Here is a 26,710-nt window from a genome sequence, read left to right on the forward strand (position 1 = left end):
CCCAACCGCCAACCGTTTTTTAATTCTTTTGGCCCGGAAACATCCGATTAAGCCTTTTTCGCATACGACGCATTTGGGTTCGTTGAATCTCATGACGCGTTGTCCGTGTAGCTCCGTACAACAGCACCGTGGCCGTTGATGCCAAAGCAACGCAGAAGAGCGAGATCGAAATGGGATCAAAATCGTCCATGCGATGCAGACTAAGAAGTGACCACAGATCCACCGGTACATTTTGGACTTAGCGCATCAGTCATGTACGCCATGCCAAATCGGTGCTCCCACACTTACCGCCACGGAACTCGAGGCGGCACTGCCGGAACTCCCCGGATGGTCGGTTATCGACAACCACCATCTCAGCCGAACACTTCGGTTTAAAGACTTTCAAAGTGCACTTGATTGGGTGAATGCAGCAGGTCGGATTTGCGAGCAGGAAGGGCACCACGCTGAATTCAGCCTCGGCTGGGGACGTGCTGATGCCACGATTTACACCCATAAAGTGAATGGATTAACGCAAGCTGATTTGGTGCTCGCGGCAAAATTTGTGGGAATCACATCCTCGCAATTCTGAGCAGAGCAAGACCGACTTACACCGCAATACTTCATCCCATCGTTAAGTCTTAACAGTGCTCAAAAACACCAACAGTCATATCACTTGCATGGCTGGTTTGTTGACGGCCGTGAGCGATAAAAGCATCATCAGCCTCCTTTAAAGTTTCGTCATCATCGTGAAAACGACAGCGATACATCAAATGAATAATGCGATCAACATCGAGATTTCGATCAGCAACATGCTGCCAAAGCCGTTGCGTGAGTTCCTGGTCAGCCAGCTGGAATTGGGCCAGCACCAAATCGCGAGCACAACTGAAATACTCGTCCCGGTTTGATTTCACCGGAGAGTTGTATCGGAGCAGACTGCTTTGAAGGGTTTGCAGAAATGCCATACAACAAACATCGCTAACAACAGACTGCGCCAAAACAGCACGTAAGGCGCGCAGCCTTAATACCAAAACAATGATTGCGCCCTCAACGCAATTGAAGCCTCAATCAGCTCGATCCCCAGCCTGAACGGATGCTCCATAACCACCACCACCGGGCGTCAACATTTGGATCGCCTCCCCAGCCTTGAGCTCCAACTGAACCGAACCAGGCAATCGCTCTTCCGTTCCATCGGCACGAATCAACTGATTCTCGCCGCAAGCACCGCTCAATCCTCCATCGAGTCCAAAGGGCGCCACTCGCCGTGACCCACTGATCAGGGACAGGCTCATCGGTTCGAGGAAACGGATGGTGCGCTCCAGTCCATCACCGCCACGCCAGCAGCCATCACCACCGCTGCCGGAGCGGATTCCAAAACGTTCCAAACGCACTGGGTAACGGGCTTCCAACACCTCAGGATCCGTCAGTCGGGAGTTCGTCATGTGCGATTGCAAACCAATCGATCCCGTAAATCCCTCGCCAGCGCCACCCCCACCAGCCACCGTTTCGTAGTACTGGCAACGGCCATTGCCAAAGCTGAGGTTGTTCATCGTGCCCTGACCCGCAGCGAGCACACCAAAGGCACCAAACAGCAAGTTGCAAAGGGCTTGGGACACCTCCACATTCCCAGCGACAACGGCGGCAGGAGCCTCCGGATTCAATAGGCAACCCTGCGGAACGCGTAGCTCCAACGGAGCAAAGCAACCTTCGTTCAGTGGAATGTCGTCGTCGAGAAGACAACGAATCACATACAACACAACCGCACGGGTAACCGAAAGCGGTGCGTTGAAATTCCCCGGCTGTTGCTGCGATGTTCCATGGAAATCCAGCAGAAGTTTCTGTTGATCGCGGTTATTCGGATCGCGGTTCACGCCAATCCGCACCGCCAGGGTGGCGCCATCATCCAACTGCAGCGCATGGCTCGTATCAGCCAAATCAGAAATCAGACGCCGAACACAGTCGGCCGCGTGATCTTGCAACCCCTGCATTTGTTGCTGCACCATCGCTTCTCCCTCCCGTTCGACCAAGCGTTGGAGCCCTTCAATACCCGCCTGGTTGGCGGCCACCTGCGCCCGCAAGTCGGCGAGTAATTCCTGCGGATTGCGTGGCGGGATCGCCATCCCTCGGAAGGATGCCTCCCAGCTTGAGATGTTGATCGCACCATCACGTACAAACAACAGATTGCGCAGCAACAGACCCTCCTCATCAATGCTTGTGCTGAACGACGGCATCGAACCGGGGCTGATCCCACCAACATCCGCATGGTGACCGCGGCTCGCCACAAAGAAGCTGGGAGTCACCCCACCACAAAACACCGGTGTAATCGCCGTGATATCTGGGAGATGTGTACCGCCATGGAACGGGTCATTGCTCAACAGGGTGTCGCCAGGTTGCAACGGCAGCACCGCGCCAGCCGCCACCTGCTCGAGCAGATCACGCACGCTGTCTCCCATCGAACCGAGGTGTACGGGAATGTGCGGTGCATTGGCGACCAGCCCACCGTGGGAATCAAACAACGCACAGGAGAAATCAAGCCGTTCGCGGATATTCACCGAGCGACTCGTCTGGCGAAAGCGCTCCCCCATTTGCTCAGCGATCGCCATGAAGCGATGGCGAAATAACTCGGCCAGCACAGGATCGTCCTGCTTCAACGCTGGCTTCTCAGCCTCTGATTTTTCAGCCTCTGAACCAGTGATCAGCCCATGCTCCAAGACCAAGGCGTCGACACGATCCACCCGCGCCGTCCAACCGTCCTCCACGACGACGCAACCCGTGGCCTCAGCGATCAGGGCAGGCCCCTCGATGCAGATCCCAACGGGCAACGTGTCCCGATCGAACAAGGCAACGCTCTGCCAACCCGTGCGCCGTAGATGCATAGGTACGCGCTGGGGCGTTCCATCCCAAGTTGATTGGCGAGCGGTGGCGTTCCTCTCTGGCGGTTGAAACTGTTGGGGGGCGACCACCTCCACATTGAGCATCTCCACAATCAACAATTGCTCAGAACGGATGCAGTAGCCAAAGCGCTGCTGATGCCTTTCCTGAAATGCCGTTATCAATGCAGATGGCTTCACCCCCTTCTCGAACGGCAGCATCAGGGTCTGCTCAGCACCGGGATAACGCAGCTCCAAAGACAGCCAAACCACGGCTTGGTTCTGGGAGCCATCCACTCCATCCCCCCGGTCGATCAACTGTTGAAGGGCTTTTTGCGTCAGCTCATCAACCCGCTGGAACAGCTCGACAAGCACCGCGTCCGAGAGCTCAGCTCCAAAATGGAGCTGCATCCGTCGACGTTGGCGGGCCTGTCCCATCCCGTAGGCAGACAACACGCCAGCCATGGGATGCAGCAATACCGAAGCGAGTCCAAGTTCCTCGGCCAGCCGGCAAGCATGCTGTCCACCGGCACCGCCATAGGCCACCAACACGCCGCCACGGATATCCTGCCCGCGATGCAGGGACACACGACGAATCGCGGCAGCCATTCGCTCGATCGCCAGCTGTAAAGCCCCCTCCGCCAGCTGCTCCGGGCGTTGGCCCAGATCGTTTGCTAACGCCCCAAACTGCTGTTGCACCACCCCAAGGTCGGGTGGTTGATCGCCCTGCTCACCAAACACGCTGGGGAAACGATGAAGCTGAAGCCTCCCCAGCAGCAAATTGGCATCGGTGATCGTGAGTGGCCCTCCCGCTCGATAGCAAGCGGGTCCAGGCCGAGCCCCCGCCGAGCGTGGTCCCACCCGCAAGCGATCGCCATCCTTCTGCAGCACCGACCCCCCACCAGCAGCAACCGTTTCAATCGGTAAGCGCGGCGCTAACAGTTGGAGGCCAGCGATGTCGGTTTGCTCCTGCACGAGACGCAAGGCCGCATCTTCAGCCGCCTCAACACAAAACACGTCCGTCGACGTTCCACCCATATCGAACCCCAAGACGGGCAATCGCTCAAAGCCGGAGGCCCGCGCCGCTGCGATCGCCCCCACCATCCCGGCAGCGGGGCCCGAAAGGATGGTGTCTTTAGCCATCAGGTCCTTGATGGATTGCAAGGCTCCACTGGAGGTCATCACCCGGACGGGCGTCGATGAGCCAAGCGCCGTTTGCACCTGTTGCAAATAACCATGCAGCAGCGGAGTTACAGCCGCCTCCACCAGCGCCGTCTGACCACGGGGCACCAGGCGTGGCTTGACGCTGACCTGATGGGAACACACCACCCTGGAGAAACCCACTGTCTTCAGTTCATTGGCGCACTGCAACTCATGGGCAGGATTGCGTTGGGCATGCAACAACGCCACCACCACATCCTCAAAACCATGGCCCCGAAGATCCGCAAGTCGGTTGCGTAAGTCGTCGTTCCAGAGGGCCGACTCCAACTCAGCGCCATGGGCATCCAAACGGCCTGGAACTTCGACCACCTCACTCGCCAAAAATGGGCGCTCCGACTGAACTAACGCAAAGAGATCAGCGCGATGTTGATCCCCGATGCGCAGTAGATCAGCCAATCCGCTGTTGGTGAGCAACACCAACGGTGCACCGCGACGCTCCAACAAGGCATTCGTGGCAACTGTGGTCCCCAGCCGGACGCTCTCAATCTGTGCGGCCCCAATGGGTTCCCCGCTAGGGATCCCCATGAGCTCGCGCATCGCTTGTACGGCTGGATCTCCCTCAACCCCTTCGGAGAGCACTTTTCGGATGTGCAGTATCCCGTTCGGGTCACAGCCGATCAGGTCGGTGAAGGTGCCGCCGCGATCCACCCAAAAGCGCCAAGCAGCCATCGAGCCCAGAGCTATCTGCAATCCAGGATGAAGCCTTGCCGCTTTTCATTTCGCAAACGACCTGAGATGGTGAAGAGACCTTGTTGCCGCAGAGCTTGGAGAAACTCTCCACCGCCTGGGCGATCTTCCAGGGCCTCCTGCTGGAAGCCATTCCCTTCCTCTTGCTGGGAGTTGCGATTGCAGGGCTGGCGCGCTGGCTCGTTCCCCAGACCGCTTGGGTCCAACGGCTTCCCAAAAATCCACTGATAGCTCCAATCACAGGGGCCTTGATGGGATTCGCCTTACCGGCCTGCGAATGCGGAAACGTTCCAGTTGCCAGAAGGCTCCTGGCCAGCGGTGCTCCCATGGGTACAGCTTTTGGCTTCCTGTTTGCAGCGCCGGTTCTCAACCCAATTGTCTTGGCGAGCACCTGGGCTGCTTTCCCCGATCAACCCTGGCTGTTGATTGCACGGCCACTGGGGGCCTTTGTGATTGCCGTTTTGCTGAGCTTGCTGCTGGTTCAGCTGCCGGAAACCCAATTGCTGGAATCCGCCTTACTCAGCGAACGAAGGATGAGCCAACCCCTAAGCAAGATTGGGCTGCTGGAACGCAGTGGCGGTTTAATTGGTGATCCCATCGGGGAAATTGCACCAGCAGAGCCCACTCGTCCCAGAGCCATGGACGTGCTGGACCAGAGCAGTCGGGAATTTTTGGATCTTTTGGCTCTGCTGGTGCTGGGATGCCTGATCGCTGCCCTTGTTCAAACCTGGCTACCGCGCAGTTGGTTGCTGGCCGTGGGTGGTGCCCCAACGGGATCAATTTTGGCGTTGATGCTGTTGGCCGTGGTGGTGTCGGTGTGCTCCAGCGTCGATGCCTTTTTAGCGTTGGGATTTGCAGCGCAGGTCACCCCCGGTGCACTGCTGGCGTTCCTGCTTCTTGGGCCAGTGGTCGACCTAAAACTGGCCGGACTGTTCACTGTTTTGATGCGTCCGCGCGCCATTGCGATCACGGCCATGGCCGCCAGCCTTGGCGTGCTCCTGATCGGCCAATGGGTCAATCTCTGGCGGCTGTGAGGGGCAAGACATGATTCGAGGCGCACTTCTGATTACTTGGGGCTGGATTGTGCTCTGGAGCGTCATCTCCGGACGCCTCGACCTGCTCCTTCGTGGCGTGTTCCATGGCCTGGTTGGGATCTCGGGAGCTGCGCTGCTCCTAGCGGGAGTTGTCTTGTTAATCCGCCAGCGCGGTCGATATGAACGGTTGCCATGGGCCTGGTGGAGCAGTGCAGCCATTGCACTCCTTGTCTTACTCGTACCGCCCAATCCATCCTTCAGTGATCTCGCCGAAAGCCGACCGCAAGGATTGCCGGAGCCCCCTGAACTTGCCTTCGTCTTACCACCAGAACAACGAACCCTGACGGAATGGGTTCGACTCCTGCGAAGTCAACAAGATCCCGATCTCGTGGACGGAAACCCAGTCAACATCAGCGGCTTTGTTTGGACACAGCAAAGCGGACCACCGCTGATTGCCCGCCTGACCGTGCGGTGTTGTCTGGCCGATGCCACCCCAGCCGGCTTACCGGTGCATTGGCCAGAGGGGTTCATTCCAAACACCAACCAATGGTTGTCAATCCAGGGGGAGATGGTGGTGACCACGCTTGATGAGAAGAGGGTTGCAGTGGTGATGCCCAAAGCGATCACTTCGATATCCCGCCCCAAGCGGCCTCTTGAACCATGAACAAACGGCTGGGTCTCCTCCTTGGACTTGCAACTGCAGGGGTGTTGGCACAGCAGCAGATCTTGCTGCGATTACCACCTCGGCTAGTACAACTCAGGCCACAGCACATTCATTCCGGGAGCGCTGGCCTCGACCTGCGGTTCAGCAGGCCAATGGAACTGAAAACCGTCAAGGCACAGAGCGATCTCAAGCCTGCACTTCGCCATCGCTGGATCGGCAACCATGCTGAATTGCGGTTAATCCTCAATCCAACCAAGGCCATTGCTGAGCCCATTGAGCTCCAGCTGGCAGGCCACGATCTCAGAAGCCAAGGGCTGAAGCCACAAACTTGGTGGTGGGATCCCAGACCATGGCTGCTAATCAACCGAACCACGCAAAACGGACAACAATTACAGCTGCAGGATCGACAAGGCGAATGGACACCAATCGGTCCCCCATGGACACGGCTGAACAAGGTGGTTCCGCTCGGTAATGGTCGTGGTATCGCCATGGTGGCAAGCGACGACAACCGATCGGAGCAGATCTGGCTGCAACCACTCGAACCGAACAGCATCAGCCAAAAGCACAGCTCACTCTCACCGCCTAGCCCCCAAACGATTCAAAGGTTGGCGAAAGGGAACGTTCTGTTCGCTCATCTCAGCAGCAACCTCAATGGCGACCTACTCATCCAAACCGGTGGTTTTCTACCGGATAGCGAAAAGAACGAGCTGTTCTTAGCCAATGGTCAACGTCAACGAATCAACGTACGCTCTGCCGGACCAATGGAGCTTCTTCCAGGAGGGGGAGGTTTGGTGGTGCCCACATACAACGGCATCAATCTGCAACCCTTGATCAACAAAAACAATTCCGTTCAATCCCTACCGGGCAATCGCGAATTGGGCACATTCTGCGCAGCTTCCGGACGAGCCCTGTTGATCCGTCATTGGCCGGACTATCGACGCTCGATCGAACTCATTCTTCCGGGAAGGGCACCCCGTCAACTTTGGCTTGGGGAAGAAGCTGTTTTGGGTGTGGCCTGTGATGCAAAGGGGGAGCGAATCTGGGCGGTGATCGGAACATGGACTGGAGATTGGGCACAGCACACGATCCTGAAAATGGATAGCAAGGGCAATGAAATCGATAGACGGCTCCTAGCCCCATGGAGGATGAAGGGGGGAACACCACTTCAATTGGATCCCGTGGGCAAGCGATTACTACTCACCGTGAGCAAAAAGGGGCAGAACTCAGCCAATCCGGCCTTTATCGATGCAGCAACACTTCAGTGGAAAAAAATTATCCCGATCGACGTGGAAGAAGCCCAGCTACTAAATCCATGACATTTCGAAAAAGATAGACAAAGAGGAGGTCCCTCCATCAATGATGAGGAAGGGACTTTTAAATAGCACAACAACGAAATATATTGCTTAAATCATCTCTTGAAAATGAGCATGAGCATGGGCATGGGCTGCACCATGGTCATGGAACACTTGAGTCATCTCAGAATTCAAAAAGCTTAGATGCTCATAACCCAGTTCATTGATGCCAAGGGGAGAAATCTTGCTGTGATCATGGCTGCTGTGATCATGGGCAGCACTACCCTCTTCATAGGGTTTGGCAGTAATCAAGGCTGAGCTTGCAAAATCGATCAAATCACCACGCTTCGTTTTACGAAACCCCTGGCTGAGTTTTCCACCAACAACCAAACGATCGGATCGATTCAAAATTCCATCATCATTAGCATCCAAATACATTTGAAACTGCTTATTATTTTTAGCTTTATTTTGGACGATAAATCCAGATTCACCATCTGAAAAGTCCCAAGTGTATTGAAATTTTCTACCCTTACTAGGCAGATTTCTTTTACGCACGCGAGACCAGGTACCAATCGTTGTAGCTTCCATCGAAGAAGCCATGGAGCCAGATTCGTTCATCAAGAATAAATTGAGCATCTAAAGGATATCCAAGATGGCAAAAAGACCCGAAGAATGCAATTAAACACAATTATTTTTAATCAAACCATATAGAAAACAACATAACTCCACAACAAAAAGCCGCGAGTGGTTAAACGCGCGGCTTTCGATCAAAAAAGGGAGCTGGCTAAGTCACGAAACTAGAAGCTAAATGTGACGCCAGTACCGATATGGTGCTGCCAACCTTCACCCCAACCAGGTGCATTCACCGAGCTATACGTCGGTTGCCAATGGGCAAATAGTACGGCTTTCCCAACGGGTACAGATACCTCTAATTCTCCAGCAAAATCAGTACGCTGCTTCAATCCTGAGTAACTCCCAGGTGTATAGAAACGCGGACCGCCATCAAGCTTCACACTGATTTGATCACCACCGATGATGAAACCAAACCCAAGACGAGGGTCCGTATAGTTCCCCATCCAAGTCCCGTCAGATTCCCAACCCTGACGATGCTCTAACGAAAGGAAGAGTCCGTCAGCAAGACTTTCCAATCCATCACCAAGCGAGAAATTCAAATCGCCGTCACCGAGTGCCCAGACAACTTCCGCACCAATTTCATTCTTAAGACCCTGGATGTCATCCCCTTGATCTTTAGTGACGTAATAGGGCTTCCAATCAACAGAAACACTTAGGCGATCGTTCGGTGCATACCGAACCTGAAGAAACCCTCGGACATCGGTCCGTTTATAGGACGTATCTCCATGGTCATGGCCGGCATGGTCATGGCCGGCGTGATCGTCGTGGTCTTCGTGGTCTTCGTGGTCTTCGTGATCATCGTGGTCGTCATGATCATCGTGATCGTCGTGATCGTCATGATCATCGTGATCATCGTGATCGTCATGATCATCGTGATCATCGTGATCATCGTGATCATCATGGTCGTCATGATCATCAACATGGACCTTGCCGTAAAAGTGCTCCGCTTCGCCCCAAACAAAAGACGGTCCAACGGCAGCCTCAATGGACAAACTGCCACCGGAACCTAAACCCCACAGGAACACTCCACCAAACAATCCATCAAGGGCGTAATGCTTGGGTTTGTCGTCGAGATTCTGTTCAAAGCCACCATGCCCCTCGAGAGTCACGACAGGCGTAAATTCGAATTCACCAGATTCGGGTACATCGCCACCGCCACCATGGGAGCCATGGGCAAAAGATGGCCTGGCTTGAATCAACGGCAGGAGAAGCAGGGCTAGAAGAAGAGTGCGTTTGCGAGACATAAGAAAAGACAGGTAAAAGTTCGAGAGGAGACGTGAAATTGAAGAGAGAAGAATCAAATAGAAGCCCAACGATTAGCGAGGGCGGTTGCAGCAGCTTGGTCACAAGTTGCACCCTGGCCCTTCAAAATTGCACAAACATTTTTGGTAGCTGTAGAAACTGCAGATTCACCGGGTGCAATCCCTTCTCCATAAAGAGGAGTCGAGGCAATGGGAAGACCCGAACGCTTACTAATACGTTTTAAAGACTTATTAGCAGGTAAATAGGATGAGAAGATCACCTTTGCACCAGAACCCGTAACAGCTCTTGTAATTGCATTCAAGCTTGAGGGCTTTAATGCACCGCCTGTTGTATAACTATCAAGCATCGAGATTTCTTTAAGGCCATATCGGGACGCAAGATGGCTATAAGTTTGATGGTCAGTTACCAGCACTCTTTCTTTGGCAGGTAATTTTTCGAATTGAACGGAAGCCCAAATGCCAAGGTCGTTCAACACACTCAGGGCTCGAGCGGCACGTGTAGCAAATGACGAACTTGCATCACCGGATAGGAGAGGTGAGAGACGATCGGCAACCACAGACGTCATGGCCGCCGAGTTGGCGGGATTATGCCAAACATGAGGATCGTTGCCTTGATACGAAGGCAATGCCACCTCTCCTACAGCAACAACAGGGCCTGGAACAGAGATTTGCTTAGCAGAAGGAGTGAGATTGAAGCCAACATGAACAACAAGATCTGCCTTCGATAAGGCTTGTCGATCACTCGGCTTTAGCCGATAACCATGGGGATCACCACCGGGTGGGATCAAACAGGTGACACGGATAGCTGTTCCGGCCAAGGTACGAGTCAAATCACAAAGAGTTCCATCGACAGCGACGACAGATGGTTGCGACGCTTGGACAGGAAGATGGGCAAGGGAGATCGCTACGAGCGACGGCAACGAGCCCAACGCAATCCAAGAGGACCGACGCATGTGACAAAACAGCGAGAATGGTTATCATTCTTTCAGCGCGTCGAATTCCCGCAACCACCTTTCAACCGGCTTTCCAATTGCACCCACAGAGCTCGTGACAATGTCCGCCCTTGCCAACAATGAAGGGTTACGCGCGTCACGCGTCTGCTTTAGCTACGGCGATAGGCAGATCATTGACAACATCACCCTTGAACTCAAGCCCGGAACTCTCACGGCACTCGTGGGGCCAAATGGGGCTGGCAAATCAACCCTGCTGCACCTCTTACAAGGGCGATTGCAAAGAGATAGCGGACACGTGGAATGCAACAGCAGTATTACCGTCATGCCGCAAAGAGCCTCCATTGATTGGACGTTTCCAATCACCGTCAATGAGATGGTGCGTTTAGGCGGAAGAAATCACTCCCATCAACCAGGAGGGTTATTAGCGAAACAACTCCTAAGGCGAGTGGGCATGGAAAGGTTGGCTCACAGACGACTCAGTGACTTATCTGGAGGACAACAACAACGCGTTTTACTAGCAAGAGCCTTGATGCAACAAACCGGAGTCATCCTCCTCGATGAGCCGTGTAGCGCAATCGATCCGCCAACTCGTGAACATCTCCTGTCCGTCATGCGAGAACAAGCTGATGCAGGGCAAACATTGTTGATCAGCAGCCACGACTGGGGAAGTGCTCTCGATAGCTATGACAAAGTTCTGGTGCTTGACACAAAATTATTAGCTGATGGAACGCCATCAGAAGTCCGCGAGAAACTAAGTGATATGACATGCATGATGGGGAGCCATTGCTGTGGATGAAACTCAACTTTGGTGGCTTCTTCCACTTATCTTATCTCTATTAATTGGTATAATCTGTCCAGCAACAGGATCATTACTGATCACCCAACGACGCATACTGCTAGCCAATTTAATGGCTCATTCAGTACTGCCAGGTTTAGTAATAGCCTTAGCAATTGGCATTGACCCAACAGTCGGTGGTTTAATCAGTGGACTACTTGGTGCCCTAGTAGCAGAACGGCTTAATCAGAGGTTTAAGGGTAGAGAAGAGTCGTCGATGAATACTGTCTTAGCAGGCTTTACGGCTCTTGGAGTACTTCTGGTACCACTACTTCAAACCAGAGTTGATCTTGAAACCATTCTATTTGGTGATCTTCTCGCTGCAAGTGGTAGTGACTTAACCCGAACCTTGGTGGCAACATTTGCACTGGCCTTATTACTAATTACCCGCTATCAAGATTTAGTATTTATTGGTGTAGATCCTGATGGGGCCTATGCAGCCAAGCGACCGGTAACACAAATTCGATTCATAGCAATTGTTATAACAGCATTAGTCATCATCAGTGCCATAACTGCAGTAGGAATCATACTTGTCATTGCTTTACTTTGCGCACCAGTTCTGATGCACATCGAAAAAAGTACCAGCCTTAAACAATTAATGGTGAAGTCAGCTGCCACTGGCTTGGCATTAACAAGTGGGGGAATGATGCTCGCAATTGCTGTCGATCTACCTCCAGGGCCAGTGATCGGAAGCCTCTGCATGGTTGCTCTTATTTTAAAAAGATTCTGAATAATAATTTTATTATGGCGAAGACAAGCGATAATTACTGATAGTTGAACAAATCACACCTCGAATAATTACAAACCCTAGGCCAAATTGTATACATAGGGAAGAGAAAAGATGGCACCACTCATCAAAATTACCAATACTTATGCTGTTTTTGGCAATCGATGGGAAGCGATTAGGCGAAAAATATAAGCAAATCAAAAGTCAAGACCTTGAAGCAATTATACAGGAAAAAATCTTAAGCTTGAAAACAGTTGGACCCAAAGCGAGAAAGTCAGAGCCACTTAACATGCTATATTATAAATATATAGTTCAAGAAAACTTGGTTCTGAAAAACAAAGCCATTCATGAGGGATATATTTACATAGGGCCAGCATCTCTTTGCCCTTGCCCAGACATTAATTCTCCTCTCCTAGTCATCACAGGAGATGACAACAAATACGCGGATATACTAATCCGAGAGCGCTCACGTACACACTTTCGCACAGATCCTAAGCTTGAAATAATTCATGGAGTTATAGGAAAAGAAGGAGGCAAAAGAACATGGTATACATTTAATAAAAGCTCGATGAATGGGATTTTTGCAAGCCCCCTTATCAGATGGTGCAATCCCTCCCAACAATTAGAACTACTCCGAAGATCCGAAATTCAGTCACGTAAATTAGAAGCCTTCATTCAAGACTCCAGTCTTCTGAAAACGGGAACAAATAATTTTAATATCAGCATTGCTCAAGGAGACCCATTCCTCACAATAAAACGCTCAGACAAGATAATAAATTTATGTTCAACTATTGATCTAACACTTCATCCATTAGCACTGATCTGGAAGGATTCCATTAGTCGATATCTAAAGAAGAAAGGTTTTTGTCAACTTATGGATACACAATTAATTTGGACTAAAGATTGGAAAAACAAATCATCAATCGTTCCTCTCTCCAATCCAAGTGAAAGCAATAAATACATTGATAAATCAATTCAGAGAATACTATATTTAATCGATTTCGATGAATACAAGAAAAAAAGTCAAGATACTAGCAACTTACTATTGGCGCGGCAAATAGTCTCAGGAGAGATTGAGTTATCAATAAAACACATCATATTGTCTGGCATTCGCAGAAGATTCCTTCAAAGAGAAAAAGGAATTGCAGTTGTAGACATAACCCGTCCCCCAAATGAAAATCAGGAGATCCAACCAGAGAAATCGGTAGGGTCGAAATTCAATCATCCGATTGAACTATCAAAAAAGGTGGTGGGACATATCGATGGATTTAGTGAGTCGCAAAAGTTACATGGTTGGGCCGATGCAAATGAATTCGGTACAGATCCTTCTTTAATTCAAATATTTTGGATCGAGAGAAATCTAATCATTGGAGAGGCAGAGGCTTCGATCCCAAGGCCAGACCTACACAATATTGTTGCAGGGAAAATCAATTGTGGATTCTCAGTGAATCTAAAGTTGTTCACTGATTTTTCGATATCTGAGTGGCTCGATCAACCTGTCACATTGAACATTATTGAAAGTAAAAGTGGTTTGCCCATAGCAGGATCACCTTGGACAGTTACCGACTCGATGAAGTGCCGTCTAGTCGAAGAGATAACATCTGAGAAAATATCGTCTGATCAATATGAACAAATCACTGAGTATTTGTCTAAATCTAGTAATAGCCAGGCAACGAGCAGCATCAGAAAACGATTATTGGAAATCTCAGCACTTCGCTGTTGTGCTGGATATTGGAACAATCTTCCCATTGATTTAGCCATACAAAACCATACAAAAAATGTGGCCCTAGACTATGGAAGTAATAGTGAATCAGCAACAAGATTAGAGCTTATCTTAAAAGCTTTCACATATATAATTGCGTTTATAGATCAAAGTAAGATTCATGGCAATCACTCAGTTCATAACACTCAAGAGAGCCTTGAAGAATGTCTATTCAACATTAATTTGTTACTAAAGGAGCGAAGCTTCATTGGGCTTCAAAATTGGGAAAAAGAGATCTGGCGATCCTCATGCATCCCAATATCAGAGATTTTAATTGCTACAATCTTTCTTCAAGATATTCCAAACCGATTAGGCAAAGCAGGCCCATTAGTTGATACAATCGCATCCATTGCGGCAGGAGTCTATGCAGACCAAACAACTTCATATTATTTGCGTTCAATTATTGAATGCAATCAGAGTAGTTCTTATAGTCAAGAGTTTATAGATCTTGCCCATAAACGAGGAGATCGTTTCGGCTATCTAGCAGCAAATTATGCCAATAGCATTGTAGAAAATAAACCAGTTAATGATCTATTTTATTATGCAGCTGCAATCGATTTTTCAGATAAATCAGCTGAGATTCTTTGGTTACTGACCCAAAAACTTGGACAGACAATACCGCAGCATATAGAACAATATCCCCGTCAATCAGCTCCCCGTCATTGGGTAGACAGGCTGGGCTTTATTGCAAATAATTCAACACAAAGAACAATCGAAGCCATGCTTAATTTAAAATTTAGTCGTAAAAATATCATTTCACATCATGAGAAGATGATCTCTATCAAAGGATCTTTGGCTCAATTAATTTGGGAACCAATAATTAAAGCAGAGCAATCAACTACAAGCACAAAACCCAAAGAACTTAAGCGGTGGCTTATTGTTGGAGAAGAGAGCTTAAAACAATGTTGGTTATATAGAGTGGAGCAGAAAAAAAGACAGCTTGAAGGAATCGGCTGTGAAGTCAGATGCATGAATCACTTTGATCTTAATTTTTGGGAATGTAGTCATGATATTTTGTGGGCAGATGCCCTCGTTGTGTGCAGACTAGCCGCAACATATCCTGTTTTAAGGGCAATTTCATTCGCAAAGAATAGTGGTGTAAAGGTGTTTGCTGAGATTGATGACCTAATCTTCACACCTGAATATCCAGCAGCATATGAATCCTATGGTGGATCAATCTCCAATGATCAGTACAAGAATTTATGCATTGACTACCCCCTCAGGGTCGGCGTCTTAAATGCAGCAGACGAGGTAATTGTCTCCACATCTGTGCTCTCAGAATATTGTCGTCAATATTTGAGCGATTCCCAAAAACCCATCCACATCCTCAATAATCTTCCCCTTGATTCACTCATAACGGTCTCCAACTCACTAAAAAATATTAGAAATTCCAGGAAAAATAATGAAGAAATTCAGATCGTTATCACGTCTGGAACTCTCTCACATAAACAAATTCTAAATGAGACGATATTTCCGGTGCTTGCTAATATCTTAGCAAGTCACAGCAAAGTCAAATTACTAGTAATAGGCCATATTGATATTGGATCTGAACTTAAGAAGTTCGGCCAACGCATCCAATCAATCCCATTTTCCGATTATTCAACGTACCTAGATCTTCTTACAACGAGTGATATTGCATTAGTTCCCCTCGAGGTACATCCTACGACCCACGGCAAAAGTGCCATTAAGTGGATGGAAGCCAGTTTATGTGGTGTGACCTGCATTTGTTCACCAGTTCGTGCGTACACCGATGTGATCAGCCATGGCGAAACAGGTCTGATCGCCGAAACAGCAGAGGAATGGCATCAAGCCATTATCCAATTGATGGAAGACCCATCAAAAATGCGCCGTATTGCAGAAAAGGCTCGAAACCACGCCAACAATTTGTTTGATAGTGAAATTGGGAGAGAGTTCTGGAGAAATCAAATATCGAAATCAATTTCAACGACGACGACGACTAATCGACCTTGTAAAAAAATTTTGGTGATGAATGTATTCTTTGCACACCAGAGTATTGGCGGAGCTACACGCGTCGCTCAAGACTACGTTCAAACAATGTTGACGGATGATCAAACAAATTACGAGATAACAGTTTTATGCACCGAGTACAATAACTGGCAGTCTGACCCAGCCAATCTACAGAATTTAAAGGAAATCGAGCAAGAGCCTTTCCTCGCAGATTTACAGCATATTGATTATCAAAACTATCAACAAGAAGTACAAGTTGATGTCTCTCACTGGCGTGGAGCCAGAATTATTCGTCTTTCATTGCCACCCAAAGTATGGTCTGAATATCATGATCCACTAGTAGAAGCCTTCTGTGAGGACCTATTCATAAGTGAATCATTCGATTTAGTTCAATGTCACTGCTGTCAACTTCTGACCGCCGCCCCATTGGTTGTAGCCCGGCGCCACAAAATCCCCTACGAAATCGTGATGCATGATGCTTGGTGGATGAGTCATCAACAGTTTTTGGTATCAGCGGCTGGACGACTGATCGATCCTGCAGATCCTCTCGGACATTTTGATCAGCAACCAAGCCCAGATGAAGCCCAACAAGCACTTCAACGTCGATCCGATCTCTATCAACTTTTAGAGGGTGCTCAACGAAGAATTGCAGTTTCAGAAGCCTTCAAAAAGATTTGTGAGAGTGCAGGCATTAAAGATGTTGATGTTCAAGTTAATACAGCCACAGACATGGGGATACCAGCTGGAAGCAAAAAGTTGCCCTCTAAAGCTTCCATTAATAACTATAATTTATGCCATATTGGTGGCATGAGCTTACACAAAGGTTACCAGTTACTGAGGCAGGCCGTTCATTACTTGCCGCAATCACTTCCCATACAATTCACCATTATAGATCATAGATTATCATCCTCTAAAAATAATTATGAATCAATCTGGAATGGCTATCATGTTAATTTCATTGCCCCAATTCCAATGGATAAAATGCCAGAGTTCTACAGTGAACAGGATGTATTAATCGCACCATCCATCTGGCCAGAAAGCTTTGGACTCGTAACACGAGAAGCCCTTAGCGCTGGACTCTGGGTGATTGCTAGTGATGCAGGCGCATTGGCAGAGCCTATTTTGAACACACAGGAAAAAAATGGAACCGTCATCCAGCCAAATAATTTAGAAGATCTAGTAAAAGCACTAAGAGATCTACCAAACTGTCTTGACACAACCAAACCGAATGTCAAAAACTGATAAAATGAATTGGAGATTTTGGCGAAAAAATATGCATCCTTCACTCGGATTCTTAATTTGTGGCCTTGAACATAGTGGAACTACAATGGTTTCTGATCTATTTCGAGAACATCCTGCAGCAGACTCAGGCTTTGAATGTGGTGTACTCCTATGCAACACCCCAAGCGAATTTTTAACATTTGAACCTTTTTGTCGGCACATGTATGTGGGATGGGGAATAGACCATAACGACCTTTCCTATGCCTGCTCAGCACATTCCTTTCAAGATTTTTACCGTCGATTATTCGAACGTTCTGCAAGCATTAAAGATAAATCCCCCAGGATTATTTTTGATAAAACACCGCGCTATATCACGCGATTAAGACAAGTTCAAATACGTTTCAACCAACCAGCAATCGCTGTAATTAAAGATCCAAGATCACTTGCTCTTTCCGATTTCAAACGCTCGGAACGTTCTTTAGATGAGATTGATTCGTGGTATGACGAATGGAAAAATCCCAAAATAGACTATATGCGTTCAGCTTATGAAGGCTATCTCTATGCTTGGAAAAATAAAAACTGCCATGTTGTTCGTCTCGAAGACATCTGCTTTGACGCTAAAAATACCGTAAACAAAATGTTTGACTTTGTTGGCCTTAAATTTAAAAATGAATACTTTAATCTTAGCAATAAACGGTTTAATAATACGATTGAATGGTCTCGACAGTTTGGATCATCCATTAATGTAGGATCTTGCATGGCATTTATGGATGCACTTCCTACACGAATCCAAGAACGAGTGTGTTCTGACTTCTCAGAGTTCGACAAATGGTTTTATCCTTTTTAATCTAGATGTTTTACATTAATAAAGTCTTTGCTTGAGAGATAGTCCCCAAATATCCATCAAAGGGTGGCTAGAAATCCACCAAGAACAGCGGCAATAATTCCACAGGCCAAGACCTGAGAAACAATCTCGCGGCTATCTTGCTTTTGCCACTGGTCGATCGTTTTGCAAGCCATTTGATAACTTTCACAATTCACCTGAAGTTTATGAACATATTGATCAACAAATTCTTCCGACAGTTCTAATCGACGTAGGCGCGACTTGATTTGATTGGTTTCGAACTGATTCATTGTTGTTCGAATTCACCTAATTCGTCGAAGAAACCGTAGCGACGTTGACGATCCCCCTGTGGGACATGCATGCCCCATAAGCCCTCCCAATAGAAAAAAACAACGCCATGACCACGTTCTCGAGCCAATCGAACTTTCTCTCGCAGAACGGGGATTGCCGTCGTCCGTGGGCCAAAACCAGCCAAAATCCCGATCTGAGTGGGGATCCGCCACTCACGTGCTTTGCGTAACGCAGGCTGATCCAGATCACGGGCAAAGCCCTTCACTGAATGGGCATAGTTCTGCACCACAAGCTCATCGATGAGCTCACCCATCGCCCAAAGTTCCCAGTCCTGCAGCCAAATGTTGTACGCCTGTCGAAATGGACCGGGGGAAAGACTGATCCGTTGGGGCAATTGTTCTTGTTTCAGGCGGGCACGTAAATCCCGTAAAAGCGAGGTGAGCTGCCGCCGTCTCCAACGCATCCAGTAGCGATTGGTGTGATCGATGGGAGGCAACGTTCCCGTTTGCTCCTCATACAAGTTCGACGTGTAGCTGTCGTAGCCAAACGCCACAGGCCAAGCGAAGTGGTCATCCAATTGCAGGCCATCCATGGAGCATCGCTGAAGTAACTCCACCACCAACCCAATAAATCGTTCCCTCACCTCTGGGTGAGCTGGATTCAACCAAGCCATGCGATGCCGTCCGTGCATCGTCATCGTGTGTTCGCCATTCGCTTTCGCCAAAACCCAGTCAGGGTGATCTTTCACGACCTGAGCATCGGCCGGTTCCATCAGGCCATATTCAAACCAAGGCATCACCTTGATGCCGCGCTTTCGCCCTTCAGCGGCGAGCGTACAAATCGGATCAATCTCAAGCCCAACCTTGGCTAAGGGTGGTTCCACCGGCGCAAACCGACTCCGGTGAAATGTGGTTCCACGACTCCAAACATTAGGGATCACTCGCGTAAATCCAGCCCGCTGCAGCTCTTCCATCGCAACCGCCATGCGACGGCGGTCGTAATACAAAGGGCTTGGGCTATTGGTGAGCCAGACCCCCATCGTGGTCTTGGTTCGCAACAACCGATCCAAGCGCGATTGCGACTGGGCGTTGAGCGTAAACACTCCAACAGAGGTGAGCCCCGCAAGGACGCCGCAGAGCAACCGTTGCAACATCAGGGAGAGGCTTTAACGGAACATCGAGCTCACCGAGCTCTCTTCATGAATCCGCAGAATTGCCTCACCCAACATGTTTGCAGCGGAGAGAACTTTGAGCTGCGGGAAACTTCCATCCAACTCAATGGGGAGGCTATTGGTAACAACCACCTGCTCAAAAAGACCTTCTGCCGAAAGACGTTCGCAAGCTGGTGGTGAAAAAACAGCGTGGGTGGCACAGGCGATCACCCGTTGCGCACCTTGTTGACGAAGCAGCTTCGCTCCAGCACAAATCGTGCCGCCCGTATCGATCATGTCGTCGATCAAAACAGCCGTCTTACCCGCCACATCACCAATCACCGTGAGGCTTTCAGCCTGGTTATGACCGGTCCGTCTTTTATCAATAATCGCAAGAGGCGCATCATTCATTTGCTTGGCAAACGCTCGAGCCCGTGCCACTCCACCGACATCGGGCGACACGACAACAATGTCTCCGAGATTTTGCGTTGATAGGTAATCAACCAGCACCGGCGATCCATAAATGTGGTCACACGGAATGTCGAAGTAACCCTGGATCTGAGCGGAATGAAGATCCATCGCCAACACGCGATCCACTCCCGAAGTCACCAACAGGTTTGCGGTGAGCTTGGCGGTGATCGACTCACGACCCGCTGTTTTGCGATCAGCCCTCGCATAGCCGTAGTAAGGAACCACTGCTGTGATTTGTCGAGCGGATGCGCGTCGACACGCATCCACCATGATCAGCAGCTCCATTAAGTGATCATTCACCGGAGCACAGGTGGGCTGGATCAGAAAGACATCACAGCCGCGGATCGACTCTTGGATTTGAACGTAGAGCTCCCCATCGGCAAACCGCTTCACAATCCGAGGGCCGTCAGGAACTCCCAGGTATGCGGCAATCTCCCGAGCCAAGCCAGGGTTAGAGGTACCGCTAAAAAGTCGAAGCCTTGGACTTTCACCAGAAAGCTTCTCTTGCTCGGCCCGCGGTGCTGTCAGGAAGCTGGTCACGGCGGCCGCGGAACGAATTCTGCTGTAATCCGATGGTAGTGGTGAACGCGCCCCCCATGTCCAAAGGTTTTCCGCTGATCCTGGGTGCAGGCCCCATCCCGGAGTTGGCCATGAGGCAAGCCTGTGAAGCCATCGCCGAATCCTGTGGATGTGGCCTGTTGAGTTATGCGTGCGGAGAATCTCCGCACAACGTGTTGGCATCGACAAAATCCACGCGCGATTTGGTTCGACTTTGCGGTGATGCCGCCCGGTTCCATCGCGATGGAGGCAGCTGGTTGGAAGCGCTTGCCGACTGGCGCCAACCCGTGCTGCTTTTGGTCCCAGGAGATGACGACGGCAGAATCCCTGGGGTCGGCCCGGCCTATGCCGCGCTCTGCCGCGAATTAAAAGTGCCCTTGATTGGCTTGGTGCAGCTTCACGGGGCATGGGATACGACGGAACGCCGCAAAGATGGACTGCCATGGCGCGGCTGGATTCCAGCAGCAGAGCATCACGATCACAACGATGCCGTGGAAACGTTCAGTGTCTGGTTGCGTCGATCGCTCCTCAGTCCTGTGGCCACAGGGGCAACGTCTGATCAGGCTTAACTTGTCGCAAAATCTGATTGTCCATACGCTCGGCCAGGGGCACCTGGGTGATGCGAACCGGTAGCGGACTCGCGATCAAAGCCGCCGCCAAACTCAATTGCTCACGACGGCTGAGATTGGTATCCAACTCATCGTCCAACCGGCTCACCAGCAACGGCAGCGTTGAGATCACACTCGAATCCTTCACCTGATCAACCAAGGCCAAGATCAAATCCTGCTGTCGGTTTCGTCGGTTGGCGTTATCCAGAGGAGTTGGTCGGTAACGGGCGAATTGTTCTGCCTTCTCCCCATTCAGTCGTTGCCGTCCGGCCTGAAGATTGATGCTGTAACCCTGAGACTGGTCGTTGTGCTGATAGGTCTGATCGAGAACTAAATCCACATCACCCAGACCATCCACAAGGCTGCGTAATGCTGAGCGAGGCATCACGACATACCGCTGAGGTACCTGTTGCGTTGACCCAAGAATGTCTTGAATAGCATCGTTCAACAACGCCACCCCACCGCGTTGCCAAAGGCTGGACAAACTGGTCGGTGAGTCGCTTCCTGGCAATTGCACGGCGATCTCGCTGGGAAGCTGCAGCACCTGCAGCGGCTCTTCGGCGCTAACGCGCAGCAGGAGCAGTGCATCGGCATTGGCTCGACCCAATGGTGCGGCTTGATTGGACGATTCACCAAGCTGATTGGCATCAATCCCCACCACAAGCACCATCACAGGCGCGGAGGGGAACGGAGCCAAGTTAGTCATGGCTTCCGACTTGGTTGAAGCCTCTTTGGCGGCGCGATCTGGCTCGGGCCAAAGCACGCTGAGCAGCCAACCCGTCGCACCCACACCTAAGGCGATCGCTCCCAGGCGCAAGACTGTTCTCAATGGACGACGTCCAAACCAGCGCGTCAAGCGCGTCTCTTTGGAAGAGGTCATCGTCCGCCGATTCCTGGGTTACACCAGACTTATCTTCACCCCGCTGTCCAGTCTTTAGCGTTGGGGCCTTGCATGTCGTCCTTTATGCCCTTGCGCCACGACTTTCGAGAACGGCCTGCCGCAGACATTCGCGTCGTGGTGTTCGGCGCCACGGGCTACATCGGTCGGTTTGTCGTGAAGGAACTCGTCAAGCGGGGCTATCAGGTGGTGGCTTTTTGTCGAGAACGCAGTGGCGTTGGCGGACGTCAAAGCCAAGATCAAGCGGTGGCGGACTTCCCTGGAGCAGAGGTGCGCTTTGGAGATGTCACAGACGTGGACTCCCTGAACCAAAACGCTTTTCAGCAACCAGTGGATGTTGTTGTGAGTTGCCTCGCCTCTCGAACGGGAGGGGGACAAGACTCTTGGGCGATTGACCATCAGGCCAGCTTGAATACCTACACCGAAGGTCTGAAGGCTGGGGTTGCCCATTACGTTCTGCTCTCAGCCATCTGCGTGCAGAAGCCACTACTGGAATTCCAAAAAGCAAAGCTGGCCTTCGAGACAGCACTGCAGGCCGATACCGAGATGAGTTACTCCATCGTCCGGCCCACAGCTTTTTTTAAAAGCTTGGGCGGTCAGGTGGAAAGTTGCCGCAAGGGGGGACCCTATGTGATGTTCGGCGGCGGAACACTCGCCAGCTGTAAACCGATCAGCGAGTCGGATTTAGCTGCGTTTATGGCCGACTGCATCACGGATCCGGAGAAACGCAACCAGGTTCTTCCCATTGGCGGCCCTGGACCCGCCATGAGTGCCCTTGAACAGGGGGAAATGTTGTTTCGTGCCCTAGGGCGCCAACAACGAATGTTGTCCGTGCCAATCGCCCTGATGGACGGCCCGATTGCACTGCTCGAGGGCCTATCGAAGCTGTTTCCAGGTCTTCAAGACACCGCTGAATTCGGACGAATTGGCCGTTACTACGCCAGTGAATCGATGCTGGTTTGGGATGCCCAAGAACAGCGATACGACGCCGATGCAACCCCCTCCTATGGAGAGGACACCTTGGAGCAATTTTTCGAGCGGGTGGTCCGCGACGGAATGGCAGGTCAAGACCTTGGGGATGCCAGCGTCTTCTGAAGCAGGCATCCTGCAGCGATAGAGGAAGCACAACCGTTGATGACCGAGGCAGCCACCCAGCGGGCCCGCACAAGCGGTGTGTTGCTCCATCCCACAGCACTGCCCGACAGCCCTGTCTGCGGAACTTTTGGTGAACCCAGCCGTCGCTGGCTCCATCAACTGGCCAACAGCGGCATCGGAGTTTGGCAAATGTTGCCGCTCTCACCGCCAGATCCGACTGGATCCCCTTACAGCTCCCCCTCCTGCTTTGCCCTCAACGCCTGGTTGCTCGACGCATCAGATCTGGCGAATGAACAATTCATCAGCCACGAGGCCCTGAATGGCCTGCCCGGAGCATCCGTGACAGCAGCCGAGGCAACGATGCTTGATTTCCAGCTGGCAAACCAACGCAGTAACGCCCTGGCCGATGCACTCCTTGAGGCGTGGCCGCAACAGACGTCAGAACAACACGAGGCCTTCCGGCACTGGTGCAGCCAACAATCCTGGCTCGACGACCACGTGACGTTCAGCGTTTTGCATGCCCAACACAACAACGCATGGTGGACCTGGCCAAAGCCACTGGCCCAGCATCAACGTCGAGCACTCAAAGCCTGGGCAGCGGACAATCAAGCAGCGCTGATGAAAGAGCGCCTGATGCAGTGGCAGCTTGATCGCCAATGGCAAGAGATCCGACGACTGGCCCACGACCTGGGCGTGGTGTTGTTTGGCGATTTGCCCTTTTACGTGAGCACCGACAGCGCTGATGTGTGGAGCCATCGCAACCTATTCACCGTGAAAGAATCCGGGGAACTCACTCTTCAGAGTGGGGTTCCTCCGGATTACTTTTCCGAAACGGGGCAACTCTGGGGGTCCCCCGTCTATCGCTGGGGACGACACCGCATCACCCGCTTCCGGTGGTGGCGAAACCGCATCAGCCGCCAACGGGAATTAGTTGATCTACTGCGATTGGATCATTTTCGCGCCCTCGCTGCCTTTTGGGCCGTTCCAGGGGGGGATACAACCGCTCAAAATGGTCAATGGCAATCATCCCCAGGCCATGCCTTGCTGGCCAGATTGCAGAAAGACGCGGGCGGGAATTTGCCTTTAATTGCAGAAGACCTTGGCGTGATTACGCCAGATGTGGAAGACCTGCGTGATCAATTTGCCTTGCCTGGCATGAAAGTGCTTCAGTTTGCTTTTGATGGCCAAAGCGACAATCCCTATCTTCCAGAAAACATGGATGGCAGCCGCTGGGTGGTCTACACAGGAACCCATGACAACCCAACAACCCTGGGCTGGTGGCAGCGTCTCGATAGCAATAGCCGAGAGCGAATTACGACACGGATTAATGGCGAAGTCTCTGCTCCCGCTTGGCATTTATTCGATATGGCATTTGCAACACCAGCCACTCTTGTGGTTGCGCCCCTCCAAGATTTAATGCATCTCGACGACCGAGCCCGATTCAATACCCCTGGAACATGCACAGGAAATTGGAATTGGCGCCTCAGTCAGTTTGACAACACACTGGAGGGATCTCTGAAGGGATTTGGAGAACGCGCCAAGGTTTGGGGACGAAACCTTGAGAGCGCTACAGCGCTGCTAAACCATCAATAATTGTGGGAAAGCTGATGACGACTGCTCTTGCCAATGTTCGTTCAAAAGCTTAACTTATAGACGTTTCAATGATAATTGAAAGCTTTTTTGCAGCCACCAAGATCTTCCTAAGAAACCAAATCGACCGCTGCAAAACTAATAAATGATTAATTTTCACCAAAAGCCCAATATCTTCAAAACCACTCCCAACAATTAGCCAGAAAGAGGTGAGTAATTACGCCCATGGCACGGGAGAAGACGCACCCATAAGATTATTTTAAGGGAATGCATCAAAAGCGGCCTCACTCAGAGGTCGCTTTTTTATGGGAAATTCATATTAAATAGTGAGGAAAAGTCAGATCCTCAAAGAGAAGACTTCTCCACCCGGTATACCCCTGAAAACTTGGGAACTTGCTTTAACGGAACACCGTTCCACTTCACCTGTTGGATCTCTTCAGGCGGTGGGGTCATGGTTAGGTCAATCGGTGCCCTCATCTGAAAGGTGAGCTGACCTTGCCCGGCAGCAAGCTGCACACGATCGCCACCCTCACTGTTGATCTTCAGTTGACTCGGTTGGTTGAACAACAGTTGCAACACTCCATCGTTTGGATTGACGGACGTGGCAACGCCTTTCAGCCAATCTTGAGGCAAACGCTGGCGAGCCTGCTCGAGGGGTCGCAAACCCTCAAAGGTGGATAAAGCCCCAGCCGTCGACGTGACAGGCGCTGACGAGACGACCTGAATGTTGGCTTTTACAGGCTGCAAGGCGAGACCGTTTTGACGAGCAAAAGTTTGCTGCTGACGATTCATCGCCACAAGGCTAAAAATCATGACGGCGCCATACACCACGCTCCCTTGCCAGGTCGTAAAGACATCAATACTTCCAGGGGTAAAGCGACCAAAACCGCGAACAGATTTCAGCTTCGAACGGGACACCGAAACTGGAAGAACCGGTTCCAAACAGCCAGGGGGGAGCTCCAGGCACCTCTCAACCTGAGGAAGCATGGAAGCCAAATAGGTTCGCTCAGGCAAACGATCGATCCAGCCACGCTCTAGGGCTTCGAGAACTGGCGTTGTAATCCTGATCTGAGTTGCCAGATCTCTCAGCGTTAACCCCATCAACTCTCGACGTTCGCGAATCATCGACCCAAGAATTTGAGCCTGCTGTCCACGACTCACAGACTCAAGATCAGACCGCTTCAAGGCAAGCCCAGAACGCGTCCACCAACGCCTTGGGAATCTCAATCGCAGATTCATGATGGGTCCATGGACCGAGGTGCGTTCCCAACCAAGATGGTGCTCCACTCTCTCGCGTCAAGACGGCGCCAACAGCCCTCGGCCAAATCATCGAGACGAATGCCATCAATGGCAACCCGCTGCAAATCGATCACAGGATGACCAAGCAACTCAGCCACCCGTCGAATTTGGCGGTTGCGGCCTTCTTTGAGCTCAACTTCCAATAACGATGATGCGCCGCGTGACCGAAGACAATGCACGCGAGCTGGTCGAGTCAGGCGTCCATCTAACAGCAAGCCATCTCGCCAACGACGAAGGGCTTGCGAACTGGGAATCCCTCTGACCAAAACGCGATAGGTCTTGGCGTGGTTGTAGCGGGGATGGGTCAACCGCAGCGTCAGTTCACCTTGATCAGTTAGCAGAAGAGCGCCACGACTATCAGCATCCAGTCGCCCAACAGGGTGCAGACCTGAGCGTTCTTGATGGGGCAGACAATCCAAAACCGTGGCCCGGCCTTGAGGATCACGACAACTACAAATCACCCCGACTGGCTTGTTAAGCAAGAACACGCGTGGTTCTTGAACTGAAATCAAGGGAACGCCATCCACCTCAATCAGCTGAGAATTGGGATCGGCCTGATCCCCGAGGCTCGCAACACGCCCATCAACCGTTACGCGACCAGCTTGAAGCCAATCTTCTCCGCGCCGACGTGAACACAGCCCGGCAGCGGCCATCAATTTTTGAAGCCTTTGACGAGTCACGCTATGAAATCGGGCTGATAATGTGCTTCAAATCAACGTTGAATTTACAAGACAGAAGCCAAAACCTCGACAAATGATCGCCTAAAAATAAAGATCAATACTACTGAGGGAACTCAATTCG

General features: G+C 50.9%; 22 protein-coding genes. 11 read left to right on the forward strand and 11 right to left on the reverse strand.

The features are described from left to right. Positions 1-232 precede the first annotated feature (232 nt). Positions 233-568, forward strand: coding sequence for a 4a-hydroxytetrahydrobiopterin dehydratase (locus tag SYNCC9902_RS06805; RefSeq protein WP_011360143.1), 336 nt, complete (start codon positions 233-235; stop codon positions 566-568). Between the two features lie 49 nt (positions 569-617). On the opposite strand, the gene SYNCC9902_RS06810 is transcribed toward SYNCC9902_RS06805, so the two are convergent. Further along, entirely contained in the window at positions 618-941 is a 324-nt protein-coding gene (locus SYNCC9902_RS06810) for a hypothetical protein (protein WP_011360144.1), read from the reverse strand. A gap of 99 nt (positions 942-1,040) precedes the next feature. Then, positions 1,041-4,736 (reverse strand): hydantoinase B/oxoprolinase family protein, encoded by a 3,696-nt coding sequence (locus SYNCC9902_RS06815; protein WP_011360145.1) that lies wholly within the window; start codon positions 4,734-4,736, stop codon positions 1,041-1,043. Between the two features lie 95 nt (positions 4,737-4,831). Between SYNCC9902_RS06815 and SYNCC9902_RS06820 the strand changes: the two genes are divergently transcribed. Genes SYNCC9902_RS06820 through SYNCC9902_RS06830 form a run of 3 tightly spaced genes read left to right on the forward strand, consistent with a single transcriptional unit; the run spans position 4,832 to position 7,768 of the window. After that, positions 4,832-5,788, forward strand: coding sequence for a permease (locus SYNCC9902_RS06820; protein ID WP_041425440.1), 957 nt, complete (start codon positions 4,832-4,834; stop codon positions 5,786-5,788). A 10-nt stretch (positions 5,789-5,798) separates the two neighbouring features. Then, positions 5,799-6,452, forward strand: a complete 654-nt coding sequence (locus SYNCC9902_RS06825; RefSeq protein ID WP_011360147.1) for a TIGR03943 family putative permease subunit — start codon at positions 5,799-5,801, stop codon at positions 6,450-6,452. Then, positions 6,449-7,768, forward strand: a complete 1,320-nt coding sequence (locus SYNCC9902_RS06830) for a hypothetical protein (protein WP_011360148.1) — start codon at positions 6,449-6,451, stop codon at positions 7,766-7,768. The genes SYNCC9902_RS06825 and SYNCC9902_RS06830 overlap by 4 nt, the downstream gene beginning before the upstream one ends. Positions 7,769-7,855: 87 nt before the next feature. Here SYNCC9902_RS06830 and SYNCC9902_RS06835 read toward each other — a convergent pair whose 3' ends face one another. From SYNCC9902_RS06835 to SYNCC9902_RS06845, 3 genes are all read right to left on the reverse strand, one after another. Further along, positions 7,856-8,362, reverse strand: a complete 507-nt coding sequence (locus tag SYNCC9902_RS06835) for a hypothetical protein (RefSeq protein WP_198001725.1) — start codon at positions 8,360-8,362, stop codon at positions 7,856-7,858. A gap of 179 nt (positions 8,363-8,541) precedes the next feature. Next, on the reverse strand, positions 8,542-9,621 hold the full coding sequence (locus SYNCC9902_RS06840) for a hypothetical protein (protein WP_011360150.1): 1,080 nt from the start codon (positions 9,619-9,621) through the stop codon (positions 8,542-8,544). Positions 9,622-9,674: 53 nt separating this feature from the next. Next, complete coding sequence (locus SYNCC9902_RS06845; protein WP_232179190.1) at positions 9,675-10,568, reverse strand: metal ABC transporter substrate-binding protein; 894 nt, start codon at positions 10,566-10,568, stop codon at positions 9,675-9,677. A gap of 124 nt (positions 10,569-10,692) precedes the next feature. Between SYNCC9902_RS06845 and SYNCC9902_RS06850 the strand changes: the two genes are divergently transcribed. The 4 genes from SYNCC9902_RS06850 (at position 10,693) to SYNCC9902_RS06865 (ending at position 17,952) form a co-directional block, all read left to right on the forward strand. Then, positions 10,693-11,388 (forward strand): metal ABC transporter ATP-binding protein, encoded by a 696-nt coding sequence (locus SYNCC9902_RS06850; protein ID WP_011360152.1) that lies wholly within the window; start codon positions 10,693-10,695, stop codon positions 11,386-11,388. Further along, positions 11,381-12,157 carry a metal ABC transporter permease gene (locus SYNCC9902_RS06855; protein ID WP_011360153.1) on the forward strand — a complete coding sequence of 259 codons (777 nt, stop codon included), beginning with the start codon at positions 11,381-11,383 and terminating at the stop codon, positions 12,155-12,157. The genes SYNCC9902_RS06850 and SYNCC9902_RS06855 overlap by 8 nt, the downstream gene beginning before the upstream one ends. Positions 12,158-12,299: 142 nt before the next feature. Then, entirely contained in the window at positions 12,300-17,126 is a 4,827-nt protein-coding gene (locus SYNCC9902_RS06860; protein WP_011360154.1) for a glycosyltransferase family 4 protein, read from the forward strand. Positions 17,127-17,157: 31 nt separating this feature from the next. Continuing rightward, the gene (locus SYNCC9902_RS06865; RefSeq protein WP_198001726.1) at positions 17,158-17,952 is read left to right on the forward strand and encodes a sulfotransferase; all 795 of its coding nucleotides are present in this window, start codon (positions 17,158-17,160) and stop codon (positions 17,950-17,952) included. Positions 17,953-18,008: 56 nt separating this feature from the next. Here SYNCC9902_RS06865 and SYNCC9902_RS06870 read toward each other — a convergent pair whose 3' ends face one another. The 3 genes from SYNCC9902_RS06870 to SYNCC9902_RS06880 are packed head-to-tail and all read right to left on the reverse strand — an operon-like array spanning position 18,009 to position 20,401. Then, positions 18,009-18,239, reverse strand: a complete 231-nt coding sequence (locus SYNCC9902_RS06870) for a hypothetical protein (protein ID WP_011360156.1) — start codon at positions 18,237-18,239, stop codon at positions 18,009-18,011. Further along, the gene (locus tag SYNCC9902_RS06875) at positions 18,236-19,393 is read right to left on the reverse strand and encodes a glycoside hydrolase family 10 protein (RefSeq protein WP_041425047.1); all 1,158 of its coding nucleotides are present in this window, start codon (positions 19,391-19,393) and stop codon (positions 18,236-18,238) included. The genes SYNCC9902_RS06870 and SYNCC9902_RS06875 overlap by 4 nt, the downstream gene beginning before the upstream one ends. 12 nt (positions 19,394-19,405) lie before the next feature. Continuing rightward, positions 19,406-20,401 (reverse strand): ribose-phosphate pyrophosphokinase, encoded by a 996-nt coding sequence (locus SYNCC9902_RS06880; RefSeq protein WP_011360158.1) that lies wholly within the window; start codon positions 20,399-20,401, stop codon positions 19,406-19,408. Between the two features lie 56 nt (positions 20,402-20,457). On the opposite strand from SYNCC9902_RS06880, the gene SYNCC9902_RS06885 reads away from it, so the two are divergent. Then, positions 20,458-20,988, forward strand: coding sequence for a hypothetical protein (locus SYNCC9902_RS06885; RefSeq protein ID WP_041425049.1), 531 nt, complete (start codon positions 20,458-20,460; stop codon positions 20,986-20,988). On the opposite strand, the gene SYNCC9902_RS06890 is transcribed toward SYNCC9902_RS06885, so the two are convergent. Next, a complete protein-coding gene (locus SYNCC9902_RS06890) occupies positions 20,948-21,907 on the reverse strand; it encodes an LCP family protein (protein WP_011360160.1) in 960 nt (319 codons plus the stop codon). The two genes, SYNCC9902_RS06885 and SYNCC9902_RS06890, sit on opposite strands and share 41 nt — an antisense overlap. Positions 21,908-21,991: 84 nt before the next feature. Here SYNCC9902_RS06890 and SYNCC9902_RS06895 point away from each other — a divergent pair, with 84 nt between their 5' ends. After that, positions 21,992-23,020, forward strand: coding sequence for an NAD(P)-dependent oxidoreductase (locus tag SYNCC9902_RS06895; protein WP_041425051.1), 1,029 nt, complete (start codon positions 21,992-21,994; stop codon positions 23,018-23,020). Positions 23,021-23,059: 39 nt separating this feature from the next. Continuing rightward, complete coding sequence (gene malQ / locus SYNCC9902_RS06900) at positions 23,060-24,613, forward strand: 4-alpha-glucanotransferase (protein ID WP_041425054.1); 1,554 nt, start codon at positions 23,060-23,062, stop codon at positions 24,611-24,613. A gap of 342 nt (positions 24,614-24,955) precedes the next feature. Here malQ and SYNCC9902_RS06905 read toward each other — a convergent pair whose 3' ends face one another. Both SYNCC9902_RS06905 and SYNCC9902_RS06910 read right to left on the reverse strand, forming a co-directional pair. Next, on the reverse strand, positions 24,956-25,849 hold the full coding sequence (locus SYNCC9902_RS06905) for a helix-turn-helix domain-containing protein (protein ID WP_011360163.1): 894 nt from the start codon (positions 25,847-25,849) through the stop codon (positions 24,956-24,958). Then, the gene (locus tag SYNCC9902_RS06910; protein ID WP_011360164.1) at positions 25,846-26,589 is read right to left on the reverse strand and encodes a pseudouridine synthase; all 744 of its coding nucleotides are present in this window, start codon (positions 26,587-26,589) and stop codon (positions 25,846-25,848) included. Before SYNCC9902_RS06910 ends, SYNCC9902_RS06905 begins: the two co-directional genes overlap by 4 nt. Positions 26,590-26,710 lie beyond the last annotated feature (121 nt).

It is taken from the genome of Synechococcus sp. CC9902 (genome assembly GCF_000012505.1).
Classification (GTDB): domain Bacteria; phylum Cyanobacteriota; class Cyanobacteriia; order PCC-6307; family Cyanobiaceae; genus Parasynechococcus.